The sequence below is a fragment of the Armatimonadota bacterium genome (assembly GCA_023511795.1).
Taxonomy (GTDB): domain Bacteria; phylum Armatimonadota; class UBA5829; order DTJY01; family DTJY01; genus JAIMAU01.
Genome location: JAIMAU010000001.1, coordinates 506,899 through 521,449 on the forward strand (window position 1 = coordinate 506,899; position 14,551 = coordinate 521,449).

Annotated in this window: 9 protein-coding genes and 1 other annotated feature; all 9 genes read left to right on the forward strand. The window is 47.8% G+C overall.

The genetic code is table 11. The features are described 5' to 3' along the window. The first annotated feature begins 56 nt into the window (after window positions 1-56). The 9 genes from K6T99_02100 (at window position 57) to rplL (ending at window position 14,392) form a co-directional block, all read left to right on the forward strand. Window positions 57-6,473: a PQQ-binding-like beta-propeller repeat protein gene (locus K6T99_02100; protein ID MCL6518601.1), complete on the forward strand. Its 6,417-nt coding sequence runs from the start codon at window positions 57-59 to the stop codon at window positions 6,471-6,473. A gap of 202 nt (window positions 6,474-6,675) precedes the next feature. After that, window positions 6,676-8,169 carry a type IV pilus assembly protein PilM gene (pilM, locus tag K6T99_02105; protein ID MCL6518602.1) on the forward strand — a complete coding sequence of 498 codons (1,494 nt, stop codon included), beginning with the start codon at window positions 6,676-6,678 and terminating at the stop codon, window positions 8,167-8,169. Window positions 8,170-8,177: 8 nt separating this feature from the next. Beyond that, complete coding sequence (locus K6T99_02110) at window positions 8,178-8,930, forward strand: hypothetical protein (GenBank protein MCL6518603.1); 753 nt, start codon at window positions 8,178-8,180, stop codon at window positions 8,928-8,930. A 28-nt stretch (window positions 8,931-8,958) separates the two neighbouring features. Next, the gene (locus K6T99_02115; protein MCL6518604.1) at window positions 8,959-9,618 is read left to right on the forward strand and encodes a hypothetical protein; all 660 of its coding nucleotides are present in this window, start codon (window positions 8,959-8,961) and stop codon (window positions 9,616-9,618) included. Window positions 9,619-9,629: 11 nt separating this feature from the next. Continuing rightward, the gene (locus K6T99_02120) at window positions 9,630-10,451 is read left to right on the forward strand and encodes a hypothetical protein (GenBank protein ID MCL6518605.1); all 822 of its coding nucleotides are present in this window, start codon (window positions 9,630-9,632) and stop codon (window positions 10,449-10,451) included. An 85-nt stretch (window positions 10,452-10,536) separates the two neighbouring features. Beyond that, window positions 10,537-11,256, forward strand: a complete 720-nt coding sequence (locus tag K6T99_02125) for a hypothetical protein (protein MCL6518606.1) — start codon at window positions 10,537-10,539, stop codon at window positions 11,254-11,256. Between the two features lie 127 nt (window positions 11,257-11,383). Continuing rightward, window positions 11,384-13,060 carry a hypothetical protein gene (locus tag K6T99_02130; protein ID MCL6518607.1) on the forward strand — a complete coding sequence of 559 codons (1,677 nt, stop codon included), beginning with the start codon at window positions 11,384-11,386 and terminating at the stop codon, window positions 13,058-13,060. Between the two features lie 121 nt (window positions 13,061-13,181). Beyond that, window positions 13,182-13,289, forward strand: a sequence feature (ribosomal protein L10 leader region). Between the two features lie 87 nt (window positions 13,290-13,376). After that, window positions 13,377-13,904 (forward strand): 50S ribosomal protein L10, encoded by a 528-nt coding sequence (gene rplJ / locus K6T99_02135; GenBank protein ID MCL6518608.1) that lies wholly within the window; start codon window positions 13,377-13,379, stop codon window positions 13,902-13,904. Between the two features lie 89 nt (window positions 13,905-13,993). Further along, entirely contained in the window at window positions 13,994-14,392 is a 399-nt protein-coding gene (gene rplL, locus K6T99_02140; protein ID MCL6518609.1) for a 50S ribosomal protein L7/L12, read from the forward strand. The last annotated feature ends 159 nt before the right edge of the window (window positions 14,393-14,551 follow it).

Here is a 14,551-nt window from a genome sequence, read left to right on the forward strand (position 1 = left end):
TTATGGCAAGCCAAAGTTGGTGTAAGGCCAAGTTGCTCCCCAAACGGGAGGTGAGAATGAAGATGAGAACGAGAATTATTATATATCTAGTTGCCACCGCGATTTTATTCGTGGTTTCTGGCGACCCTTTGTCTGCTGCTGGACAGTGGCCGACGTTCCGCCACGATGCCAATCGAACAGGTATGGGAGAGAATGGCTCCTTAATATATGAGAAGCCTGTTCCGATTTGGATATTTCCCTATCCCGAAAAGGAATGGCGAGAACCAAACAATGTGATTGATGATAAGGATTCCGTTGGCAGATTCAATGCAACACCGGAATGGCAGCGGCAATCGGCAGATGCGAAATCGCCGGATGCTTATGCAGATGACTATCTATACGCTATGGTGACGAATGATGGTGGAGAAGCTGCAACATGGACATTCGAAATGGCAGATTCTGGTGCTCCACGTCAAGTAAAGTTCTATATTTATGTGTGGTTCCCCTCATACGTCTCCGGTTTTCCTCACACAACGGATGCTCAGTATTCGGTTGTTATAAATGGTGAAACCGTCGCCACATTTTCTATTGACCAGACTTCTGGTGGCAATTGGGTTCCGCTAGGAACGTCGCCATTCAAGCTGAAATTGGGTGCAGGCGGCGATACGCTCCAAATTAGATTAACCAACAAGACATTCAAGCTAGAAAGGCCACAAAATACAATTGTAATTGCCGATGCAGTTAAGATTGAACAGGACACGGGAGTGGCGCTTTCTTCTCCGATTGCTAGCAATGAAAACCCAATCGTAGTTGTGCCACGCATCGAAACTCGGTTGAAGCCCGTGGTTGGTACACAAACGGGGCGGTGTGATGTTGGCGTTGTGTATGGCGTTGGTACCGAAGCAGATTCAGGTATTCCAACTCAAACAGACGACCGCGGATGGCCCGCTTGGCAGTTTCCAAGTGATGAAAACGCGTGGATTGAGGGTGGTTTCTCAAGCACGCCTGCCATTGGAAAGCTGAATGGCCAAGAAGTTGCCTTCGTTGCAGGAGCAGATGGCACTATATATGCTTTGAGAACAGATGCCGCGGCGCTTACTGATGCTGAGAGGTGCGTATGGCGAGGGCCAGGATGGTTTGTTGACGATAGCGACGTAGTGTTTACTTCAAGTAGCGGCAGTTGGGTTGATGGACCTCTCCATGGCGGCTATCAAGGCATTGGTTACCACCATGTCATGGCGGACGCAAATGGCGATAGCAAATTTGAATGGTTCCCAGAGGATATTCCAGCGGGTTCGTATGCCATTTATGCTTGGATACCACCGTCAACTGCAGACGAGCCATATATTTCCGATGCCAGATATACCATAAAGGTCGGCACGAAAGAAAATCCACCTGTAATAGTTGACCAGCGGGACGGTGGAAAGTGGATAAGGCTAGGCGGTCAATATATTGTACAGACGGGCGAGCGGATTTCAATAACGCTTACCAACAAAACTAGCCTATCGCTTGAGGAACCTAGATATGTCGCAGCCGACATGATTAAAGTAGTTCCTTCGGAATTAGGAAGCTTCCAATTCTCGTCTCCTGTGGTTGATGACATTAGCGATACAAAAAGGCTGTATATTGGTAGCACTAGCGGCCGTGTATATGCGCTACAGCCAGGCGAACCAGAACCAGTTTGGGTGTATCCACCACCTGATAAAAGTTCAATCGGAGCCATATACGCCTCGCCAGCATTGGATGGAACCGTTCTCTATGTGGGCTCAAGCGATGGGCGTGTATATGCTATCAACGCAACAACCGGCAACCTTCTTTGGGTATATCCACCTGACCCAGCTCAAGGTGAGCAAATAAAGACTCTTGGTCAAATATCAAGTACAACTGCTATTGGTGATTATGTTTATGTATGCACTGGCGGCTATAGTCCGACATGGGGTCCTCCGGATGACCCATCCAAGCAGTACAAGATGTCAGGCAGAATAATTGCGCTTAGTAAGTCTGATGGCAGCTTGCAGTGGATGTATCCGCCAGCCAATCAGGAGAACAAGGGTGCATTTCTCTATTCCTCGCCGCTTATTATCAAGCGGCCGGGAGAAGTGGACCCCATTTTGGTGGTTGGATCGTCGGATGGAAATCTTTATGCTGTCAACGCCAAGGATGGACGGGGACTTGTGGAGCAAGGCCAGTGGGAGAGCTATCCTGACCTATTTGAAGCGATTTACTCAAGCCCAGCAGGCGTGGTTATTCCCGGATCGAATATTCCAATGGCGTTTGTGGGAACCGAAAGCAATCGGATTTATGGGATTGACCTAAGAAATGGTACAGAAAAGAAAATTTGGTCCTACTCACTTTATGGTCGGGTTACATCGTCACCAGCATTAAGCGAAGGCAGGATGTATGTGACTGATACCGCCGGTGCAACGTGGGCATTCTCAAGCAGAAGTGGCGGTGGTGTTGGTGGGTTGGAAGATTTCAACAGGACGATTGACCCGAACTTCGAACCGGAGGATACAAGCGGGGCCGGGGAGAATGCCGAGCCCGAAGTGGACATCTTTCCAAAAGAAATTTACGACAAACTTCAGGAGGGTACAGCACCAAGCGATTTGCCTGACAACTTGCATACAGTTGCCCTAGGTTATCCAAGGAGTGGACCATTGGCATTTGAATGGGGTGAGGCGATCTATGTGATAGCTTGGAACCTCCGACCACCGAAGGATTCCGAGGGTAGAGATGTCAATGAAGGCAAGGAATTTGGCGATGATGGCTTCAAGGAGAAGACCGAAAGCAACTGTGTGGTTATTTTCAAAAGTAGGGGGCCTGGAGAGGAAAGCGATCAATCGCAATCATTTACTATGTCCTCGAAAGGATGCTTCAAAGGCAAGGATACCGGCGAATACATACATTGGGCAAAGTACTGCTATGTATTGGACAATTCTTCCCACAGCAAGCCACAGTCGCCAGGTAGCCGAATAACAGTATCCGTTCAGGAAAGACCTGGTGGAAATGATAAGAAAGCGGTTCCAGGCGATTCCGTGGTGCCCGACCATAGCAAGGGCATGAGTGATAGAAATAAATATGTGCCGCAGATTTTGGCAATCAATAACCCACTAGGGCTTGTGTACAATGACACCACAGGCATAGGTGTCTCGGCAAGCGTTGGTGTCGAGGCGCAAGCAAATTTATTCAAGACAAGGAGAAACTTAGCCTGTACCTCAATGAATGGCAATGACCTTATTGGCTATATGCCTTGGGTTGAAGGCGGTGTCGTAAGCCATGGCACGAGTTCTGAGGAAAGAATCGTTAATGTTTGCGATAGAAGCCTGCTTTTCAGGATAAACCAAAGAATAGACAAGTTCAGAGTTGAACGCCAAGACCTCGCCTGGACAGGAGGACCAGATAGGGTAGTAAATCCTTTACCATGGGATACACTGCCGCCTTATGTCGGCATAAACTCAAGCCTGGATTATCCTGATATCCGCTCAAGAAATCTTTCTTGCGTAATGGCAAGCACACGTGAAGATCCCACACAGGGAACCGTGAGCCTCTGGCCATCAGTGCCTATCCAAAACAGCTCAGATGAATGGGCTGTGGGGGTCAATCCGGTATTAATACAATACACTATTCCGCGATTCCAGCCGGCAAACGTGCCAAATGGTGTTTCACCTACTGCTTTGGAGTGGCGGAATTCAGGTTACACCGGAAAGGTCTACTTCTATGTTGATTCGAACAGGGATGGCAGACTAAATAAACCTGCTGAACTGGGTCAGTCGGTACTAATTCAGCGACAAGTTAGTGGAGCAAGGGCTGAGGCATACCGCGAAGTTGAAGCACAAGTGCATGTTCCTGTAGACCAGCGCGTTGAAGTTGTAGAAAAAACCATTGACATTGGCAAGGTGCCGCAAGGGTTCGGATTTACCGTGAATCCAAATACTGGACTGCCGATGACATTCCTTGAAAATCTTGGTGATTGTTTGTTGAGTTGGAATGGGCCCAAGCGTGGTTTTGGCGAATGGTTCAAACCCTTTACAGTATATAATCTTGGCAATGTTAATTTGATGAACATCCGCTTGGCCCGCAAGGTAGAACCACCTGGCAGTCGTCTGTATTCGCTTGATTTATATAGCGATACAGTACAAGACCCATTTACGGGAGGGTCAGGAAATGTGCTGCCGGCAGATTGTGTGGTTTCTTCGCTAGACCCAAGGTTCCAGTCAAGCCCAGGGTTTACACCTTTGCCTAATTTGCCTCCATTAACCAGAACCTTCCACAAAGCGAGGGTGGGCGAGTCACCAACAGTGCTAAGGATTCCCGATGTTCCTGATCGCTGGCTCGCGTTACGGCCGGGGTTGACCCCAACACTGCCGGTACTTAGTGTGGCGGTTCCCATTGGTCAGCCAGTCGGCACGTATTCCCAAAAGTTCACGTTATATCACGACTGGCCGCAAGCAGAAGAAATCTACAGAGCGGGAGAGTCACTTGGTAATCCAATAATTGAGGTAAAAGTTACGGTCACCGAGGCTAGGCTTACGGATGGTACAACTCCTGGGACGCTTCCGCAAATAGACGCGGGCGCCTCAATAAACACGGGTGACATGTCTCCCGCAGCATATATAGATCCGCAAAACGGCAACCTGCATATATTTTGGTCTAGCAGTAGATATGGTGGAAATACTGGAGGTCCTTCTGCTTCTACGCCAGTTGCCTCCGACCCATGGTATTTATACCAATCTACACTGCCATGGCTTGGAGATAGATGGGGTTTTGCAGCACCGGTAGCTGGGCAGTGGTGGTCACCAACAAACGCAAATGCAGCTTTCCCAAATCCCAGCGGTGTTGCTGATTTCTTCCCACAGCCACCCGAAGGCGCTAGCGGAAGTCTTTTGCCAGGAAGCGTTAGGTTCAGCAACCCGTCTGTTGCCGTTGACAAAATGAGCGGCAGAGCTTGGCTCTTTTTCGGCGGCCAGGCTTATAAGGATCAAACAACTATTACCGGTGTAGACCAAAAGGTTGCCGAGCATAGGGTGTTCTATACCGAACTTGTAAATGGAAGTCCAAGTTCAACAATTTATACGACAACACATGACTGGACAATGCCAAAGTACGGTATTAGGGGGCTAGCGACTAGAATTGGCAGCGACCCGTCAAATTCAAGACTATGGCTCTGGTCGTTCTGGTACGGTGGAAATAACAACAAATGGCGATTGTATTTCAACGGAAACCCAAACCCCGATGGTCCCAATGCTGAGAGTAATTGGTCGAATGATGCCCAGCTCTCGGTGCCTCGTGGGCTTACATCTGTAGCTGAGCCAGTTCCCTTGTTCAGGCTTGCTGCTGGTCGAACGACAAACGTCATAGATGTTGTTTATTCCGGATTCTCGGCATTCCACAAAAATTCAGACATTTACCTGAGCCGCTATAAAGTTCCGCAAAAAGTCAATCGAGACGGAAGTCTGAATATGGATATTGTAACCTTGCCTGAGATTAGGGACGAAGAATTGACCCGAGACGCAAAGACTTCGATTTGGTACTCAAGGCATGTGGACTGGGATGCAAGCAAACCTAGTTTGGACTCTGATGATCCTCCAAGTACCGCTACGAGCTTTACCGTGCAGGTAGTTGACCCTGTAGAAGGCAAACTGAAGCTAAATGTAGGTAAGTATATCCAAGACTCACAAACGCACGCCTTGATATTCGATTATTCGGATAACTCTGATCCTTTGCAAGTAAAGCTGAAAGGATTATACCGTGCTGTAATAATCAATCCAGAAGAAGGCACAGTTAAATTCCTGCGCACTCCGGAGGCCGGAGCTAGAATTTTAGCCACCTATAAGCCTAAGGGTTATAGGCTAACGATCGATGATGTTTCGGATGTTTCGCCATTTGTTCTTCTGGATAGCGACCCGAACCCCCGCTACCGCCCCGGGCCAGGAAATCCGTTCGTTCTGCCAAACGCTGATTATCCTGAGGATATCGGTCCGCCAGTGGACCGCCTATGGCTATTCTGGAGGCGTCCAGCTCCTGGTGGCAAAGGAACAGGCTTGTATTACAAGGCTTTCAGGAACAGCATTAAGTTGAATAAGCAGGTCGCTGTAACTCCAGAGGGCGTCGCTGATGTTGAATCAGTGACCGTGGTAGGCGCATACCCGCCGCTCGAGACTCCTGTAGAAACCGATTGGGTGAAGAACCGTCTCTACTTTACTTCTATTGAAGAAGGCAAGAGAGTTGAGGTCAGATACAAACCGGCTGGGTCGTCGGAATATATTACGGAGCAGCATACAGTAACATTCCAAGAAGAACCTGACGCAAAAGGAAATGCGTTCGGTTACCTAACAGATCAAATAATAAACGAAGGACAGATTTATGCGATAAAGAATACCTATTCAAACGCATTGTCGAGCGAAATCTGGGTTTTCTGGACGAGCACTCGTTCGGGGAATACCGACCTATATTTCGAGACTATTTGTCCGCGATTCTATGGAGCTAGGTACTAAAGACGTAAAAGTGGGTTTTAATGCCTCCAGAAAACTGATACAAGCATTAAAAGTGCATCTGTCCAAATTATTGACAACGTTGCCAGGAAGTGATAACATCATTGTGTTTGCGCAATGGCGGTTGCCGGGCTCCAAACGCTTGGTGATTGGAACCGTCGCAAAAGCTACTGAATGGCAGGTTAGATTTCAATGGAGTTAATGAATGGGAAAGCGGTCTAGTGGTGCTCCCACCGTTGGGATTGATATTGGTTCTAGCTTGATAAAGGTGGTGGAGGCAAGGCCTGGAAAAAGTGGTATACAAATAACCGCTCTAGGGATAAGCCCAACTCCACCAGGGACAATAGAAAACGAAATTGTTATAGATCCTCAGACGCTTGGGCAGGCAATTCGACGCTTGCTGTCGGAAAGCGGCATAAAATGCAGGCGATGTGTGTCATCTGTCTCGGGTCAGTCCTCTGTAATTGTTAGAATTATTGAAGTGCCAAAGATGACAAGGCAAGAGCTGGCTGAGACAATGAAATGGGAAATAGAGCGCCATGTTCCTTTTTCAGCCAGCGAGGTCGTTATGGACTTCCAGCCTATTGAAAGACCCGAAGCGCCTCCTGACGACCAGAACATGGAAGTCTTGCTTGCGGTTGCCCAACAGGAAGTCGTGAATACTCATGTGGAAACCATTTTTGCAGCTGGACTTGAACTCGTTGCCATCGATGTTGAGCCTCTTGCTGTATGCAGGTCGTTAGTAGACCTTTCCAGCAATGGAGAGGCTGCAGGTACAGTAGCTATTATCAATATGGGCGCAGAAACCACGGAGATGGCCGTTTTCCAAGATGGTATACTTGCATTCCCAAGAACAATTCCGATTGCAGGCGATGCCATTACCAGGGCACTTAGCGATACGTTGAATATACCACTGGAAGAGGCAGAACGCATAAAGCGGCAACGTGCCAAAGTAATGTTGGATAGAATAGAAATCCATGCTACCGGCGCCGAAGCAGGGGGATTTGGCCTTACTGGCGTGGGAGGCACCAACGCTACTGTTAACATAGGTGCTCCACCCGCTGAGGAAGAAGATCTAAGCACATTAGCATTCATTCCTGGATTGGGATATGGCCCATCGGAGCCGGAAACTCAACAATCTGCTCAGCAAGCAGGCGCGGTTCCGGATTTCGACGTTGATTTCGGGGAGCCGGCAGCGCCAAAGCCGCCGTCTATGGCATTTGACCTGTCGGAGGAGCCTGAGTCATCTGCGCCCACCGGGCAGAATTTCGATTTCTCTGCGGATCTACAGTCCGAGACTGGAATGGCTCAACCGACTGAACTTGAGTCATCCATGCTTGTTCCTGCCGGCGAACAAAGCTTGCAAGTATCAGAGGACGCAATCTCTGACGAGATGATTTTTGATGCAATAGCGCCGGTACTTGTAGATCTAGCAGCGGAAATCAGACGGTCATTGGAGTACTACGTTAGCCGCTTCCAAAAACAACCTGAAAAGATTTTGCTATGTGGCGGAACTGCAAAGCTACAAGATATTGATAAATTTCTCGAAAATGAACTTGCAATCCCAGTAATCATAGCCAATCCTCTCAGGAATGTTGCGTTCTTTCCCAAAGGTATGTCTGAAGATTACCTAGAGGAAGTGTCAGCAGTTCTTCCAGTAAGCGTTGGTCTTGCAATTAGGGATTTGATAGGAGAATAGTAAGTAAAGTGTTAAAAATTAATCTTCTACCTCCTTATATATTCGAAAGACGAAAAGTACGTCAGGCTGCCTTCGTTGCAGGTTTGGCTTTTGTAATGGTCTTGGGTGGCATGCTTGGATGGTGGTTTACCCTCAACAAAGCAAAAGCCGACTTGCAATTGCAAGTTCAGGAAATGGAAGCCAAGCGCGACGAAGTTGTTGCTCTTCAAAAGCGTGTTGAGGCTGAAGAAGCCAAAATCCCGCCAATTCAGCAAAAACTCGATTTCATAGATGGGCTTCTCAAATATATAGACGCAATACCGAATCTATACGAGGAATTGGCACGGTATACATATGGGCGCATCCTTTACAGGTCGATTACTCCATCATCAGATAGTCTCTCTATCGAAGCCCATGCGCGAAGTCTTGGTGACTGTGGGAGATATCTGCTTAATATGTATAGAGCAAGCCATATCTTCAGCTCTGTAACCATATCATCAGTTCCAGGATATCCGTCTGGGGTAACTAGAGGTGGCCAGGGCTTTGATTTTACGGTTACTTGCAGGCTAGTAAATCCCATAGTGCCGCCTCAATATGCCGGAGTATCTACCGAGGCACAAGCAGGTGGTGCGCCAGTAACTGGTGGTGCGCCTGGAACCTTCGCTCCGCCTCCACCTTCTGCGCAACCTCCGGGCGGCGGCCCCATGCCAGGAGCACCGACAACGGAGGAATTGCAACGCGCAGAATCTGCGCCACCTCCTGGTTATCAAGGTGAAGAGTAGTAGGATTTCAAGTCGTCGAGGAAAATAAATGGGTCAAGGAAAGCTAAAAAGGATACATGTCATAATAATAGGCATAGTTGCATGCATAGCCGTCGCTGCAGGGATATACTTTTTGGTAATATCAAAGTTGCGCCAAGAAATTGCGGCTTTGCAAACAAGATATGATGAGGCAAAAGCTGTTGCCGATACTCGTCCGCAAGTAGAACGAAAACTTGCAGCTGCTCAAGCGAAATACCAAATAGCATTGGCTCGCTATAACTACTATCTGCGAACAAAAATGCCTCCGATTACATTCCAAGATCGAGCACAGGGAATGATCGCCTTGTGGAAAGAACAAGCCGAGATTCTTGGACCAATGATTGAATCATGGCCTAGGAAAACCAAGGTTAGACTATTAAGCGGTGTTCAAGTGCCAGCAGCCCCAGTCGATCCGAACGCGATAAATACAACCCTGATACGAATTCCAATCGGTACTTTGCAAGTGCGAGGGGATTTTAAAACTTTGATGAACCACATTCGGTCTTGGAAGAACTTTGGAAGATTAGTGCAGGTTGACCCAGCATCGTTAACTGGTCCTAGCCCAAATATGACCGCCCAATATGGCTTGACAGTCTATATCTTCCCATATGGTGAGCCAGGACCGCCTGTTCAGATGGCTGGCGCTGGAGGAACATCGACGGGCGGATAGGGGTACTATTTATGGATAAAGTAAGAGCTTGGTTACAAGATAGCAAGAATTTGCCAATAGTAGCCGCAGGTACAGGGATACTAATAATAGTCGTTGCCCTCATGTTCTTGAAATTATACGGAGTCATAGGAGGGACGCCACCTGCAGAATCTGATATGGAAATGGCGCAGCAGAGTAGCCCACAGCAGATGGGTTCTCCTGAGCCGTTGCCTCCTGGAATGGGAACTCCATCCGAATCAACACAGACAGCGCCAGGAGCTCCACAACCTTCTCCTGCGCCCGCGGAAACTACGACAGCAACAGTAGCAGAGGCAAAACAGCCTCCGATGCTGCCATACCGGAAAGACCCATTTATGCCGTTTACAGGGCCACCTACAAGAACTCAGGCTCTTATGGCGCTTGTGCCGACTGTGCAACGCATACGCATTGCACCAGCAGAAGTGAGGCCTATACAACCTAAGAAGGTGGAAGAAGAAGCAGAGGAAGTATTGCCACCTCAACCCTTCCGTCGCGTAGCTGGTATATTATGGAATGGCAAGGTGAAAGCCATTCTCGAAACTGAAGGCGAAGTGCAAATCGTCCAGCCAGGAGATGTTGTAACCAAAGGTGGCTCCAAAGTACGTGTAGAGAGCATCGAACCCGATGGCGTGGTACTCAAAACTTTGGATACACGTGTGCCAATGGCTATCAAGGTGCAGCTCGCAGGATCAATAGCAGCCAGACAAAGCGGAGGAACTGGGCAGTCTGGAGGGGGTGCGCCACCCACAACATACCGGGAAGCTCCACCTCCCGGAGGTGGAGCTTTCTATGAAGGTCCGCCGCCTGGATTTTAGTGCTTATTGGTCCTGAACTTATTAGCAAATAATGTCGTCCAACAATATGAAGACAAGTTTGAAAAGAGTAAAGGAGTGGATAGCAATGAAAGCTATTTTAGTTCTATTGACTTTAGCGTCCATTTTGACCGTAATTGTGGCTGCACCATCATTTGCGCAAGCACAAACCGAAACAGAAAGGCTTGTAACTATAAGGGTTCAGGATACACCAATTCGAAGTGCGATTGACATGTTGTTCCAGGGAAGTGGAAAAAACTACGGTTTTGAAGCAGGCGCAGATCAAAATACGCTGATTACCGTAAATCTGGTAGATGTTCCATTCACAAATGCGCTAAACACCATGCTAAGAGCCGCTGGCATGACTATGCGCCAGGAGAACGGCATCTATATGATTGGCCCCAAAAAGGAGCAAACCACCGAGGTAACTGCTCCGACGGAATGGATTCCGGAAGTTGAGACCGACCAGACGACTTCAAAAGACATTAGAAAATTGCAGATTGGGTTTATCGATGTCGGCGACCTTGCCGATATCTTTGGGGTTCAAAGTTATGGTACTAGAGCTGCTTATGGCGGCTATGGAGGATATGGTGGTGGTTATGGCGGCTACGGAATGGGAATGGGTAGCTACGGCATGGGTAGCTTCGGTTATGGCGGCTACGGAATAGGAATGGGTAGCTACGGCATGGGCGGCTACGGTTATGGCGGCTACGGAATGGGAATGGGCAGCTACGGCATGAGTGGCTATGGCGGCTACGGCTATGGTGGCTACGGTACTGGCGGCTATGGCGGCGGCTATTATCGTTAAGAATATTTGCTTGTCAGAGCCGATGTCTTTTAAGAGCGAGTATTATAGAAGTAAAATCTATAAAGCGGCATACGTTAAATAAATGAAATTCAAACCAAGTTATCTACTAACCGGGGGAGGAAATTCTATGAATTGCAATCGCGGACTGCCCGAAGCAAGAAAAAGCGTCGGGATGCTTCTGGTAGTCACAACAGTTTTGTTGCTCGGGATAAACTGCATTTTGTTCGCACAAGGTATCGTTGATCTGAGCACAGGACCACGAATTACCCTTGATGTTATTGATGCTGACCTTAGCAAGGTGGTGATGCTTCTCGCAAGGGACAGCAAGCAGAGCATTATCATAGCCGACCAGGAAAAGGCTACTGCAAAGGTAACAGCAACACTAAAAGATATGCCCTTAGAAACAGCACTCAAGCGAATCGTGGAAAGTGTTGGATGTACATACCGAAGGGAAGCCGATGGCACATATATTATTGGTGGCCCAGCGTCGGCTACAGTTCAGGCCACCTCCCAAACGAGCACTCCATCACTCAACGAGTCCTTAGGTTCAGCTGTGTGGGAAGCCGCCCTCCCGCAACGGCGGAATGTAAAGGTAGAAAAGATTCCCCTTTACTACGTCCGGCCGGTTGACATGATGTGGTTGCTGGGGTTATACCAGCATCCGCCAGAAGAAGCAAAAAGCGAAGAAAAAATAGTACCTGGGGTTCACATTCCTGGCGGCAAAACGTTCCCTCCAGTTGATGCAACTCCGCCTTTAACTGAATCGCTGAGGGCTGATTTAGATTACGCAGGGCGAGCTCCTGGTGTAAGCTTGGAAGCTGCGCAAGGCGTACCACCATCACCTCCGGGTAGGCCAACCTACACTAGACCAGGGCAGGCTCAAACACAGCCCGGACAGGCGCCAGGCCAAACTACAACAACTCAGCAGACAGGTCTTTGGCCTGAAGGTGTTGATTTTATAATGCCGTATGAATTAGACAACTCTCTTATCGTGAAGGGAACCGATGAAGGTATAGAAGAATTAGAGTCAACGATAAGACAGTTAGATTTGCCACCAAAGCAGGTAAGCATAAAGGCAGAATTCGTCGAAATAAGCACAACCGAAGCATCTTCCCTCGGTATTGATTGGAGCCTTGAAAGGGCTAACTCGTCATTCCAGACCCAATTTGGCCCTGGTGGCAATGTTATCTTTGGCTATGCTAATGGCAATGTTATGGCGACATTGCGAACTAAGCTTCTCCAAAACAAGGCAAAAATAATAAATGCTCCAATTATCTCTACTTTAAACAATGTCCCTGCGACCATCCAAGTTGGCAGGCAGGTACCATATTGGACAACAATAATAACCTCACCAGGACAAGGGCAGCTTGTTACGCAGCAGGTTCCTTTATTCCTTTCAATCAGCAGTCAACTTCTGGTGAGGCCTACAATAAACCGCGGTGACAATTCTATTACGGTTTGGATTCAGCCGGTTGTAGCAGACCAAGGAGACCCGGTAAAAGGTCCTGACGGTACGGAAATCCCTATCACAAATCAACAATCGCTCTCGACGACGCGGCGAGTTGCAAATGGCGAGACAATAGTTATTGGCGGAATTATTCGCAAATCTGATTCTACTAACGTTACCAAGATTCCACTTCTTGGCGACATTCCAATAATTGGCCCGCTATTCCGAAATGTTACTAAAAACAACACCGACGTCGAGCTTCTAATCTTCCTCACACCAAGTATTGTTCCAGAGCGGCCGGTGGCGAGCACGGAGATTGGTGTGGCGCAACCTGAGAGAAGGTCAGTTACTCCTTAAAATTAAATGAACTTGTTAGAATGTACTGGGCGGCGGAATCCTGCCGCCCACTATTATTTTCATGAAGAAATTAAAGTCATACGTTGACATATAGGGTTACGTTGTGATAACATACATCGACAGCTGAATCTAGCAACTGCCGTAGACAGTAGGTGTCTGACGACTTAAAAGGTAGCAATATACCTGCCTACCGAGGCTGGGGAAGGGCAAAGGGTTTTTACTCAGATTAAGTTGCCCAAAAAGATGTTTAAGGGATCCCGCAGTCTACGGCGATCCCTTTAATTTTTAAAGAAGGTTTTCAAGAGGGAGGTGATACATATTGCCGAAAGAAGAGAAGGTTGAAGCGGTAAGAAGGCTCGAGGAAGATATTCGTAGCTCCAGCGGTCTGTTACTTACAGATTATCGCGGGCTTAATGTCAGTGATATTACCGACCTTCGCAGGAAGCTACGCGAGGCAGGCGCAGAATACAAGGTAGTTAAAAACACCCTTTTTAAGCGAGCAGTGGCCCAGGCGCAGACGTCGGGAATTAATTTGGACGAATTACTTGAAGGCCCAACGGCAGTAGCGTTCGTTCACAATGACCCAATCACTGTGGCGAAAGTCCTAACCGACTTCATGAAAGAGCACAAAACACTTGCCATTAAAGGCGGGTATATTGAGGGCCAGGTGTATGGTGCTGCCCAAATTGAGCAATTGTCAAAGATACCAGCAAAGCCCGTACTATATGCCCAATTGCTGGGAAGTATGCAGTCACCTATAGTAAACTTGGTTGGCACGCTACAAGGCGTGATTTCAAACCTAGTCTATACTCTACAGGCAGTTGCTGACAAGAAGGCAGCATAATCCAAGCTTAAAGAGGTAGTAATTTTCGCTCAATTTGCCCATAGGCGAAATTTTAAAAGAAAATGTGAAACTAATAGGAGGTAAGCACAGTGGCTAATAAAGTTGAAGAAATCATCGAATCTATAGACAATCTAACCGTACTAGAGCTTAATGAACTAGTAAAAGCTCTGCAAGAGAAGTATGGAGTTTCAGCAGCGGCTCCTGTAGCGGCAGTTGCAATGCCAGCCGGTGGAGTTGCGCCAGCAGCTGCAGAGGCTGCCCCAGCTGAAGAAGAGAAGAGCACATTTGACGTAGTCTTAACTTCTGCAGGGGAAAAGAAGATCCAGGTCATCAAGGCTGTACGTGAGGTTACAGACCTAGGTCTTAAGGAAGCAAAAGACCTTGTTGAGTCCGCGCCACAAACAGTTAGAACAGGCGTGCCGAAAGAAGAGGCCCTTAAAATTAAAGCCAAACTAGAGGAGCAGGGTGCAACTGTAGAGCTGAAGTAAATCTAGTTTGACAAAATTCATTATAGCCGGGAGTGTTGCCCTTCTCAAAAAGGATTCACACTCCCGGCTTTTGTCGATTATTTAATTTTTTTCAAAATTATTTTGAAAAAAATTTTCTCGTCATCTCCAAAGTTATTGACAATTGATTTTTAAGCTGCT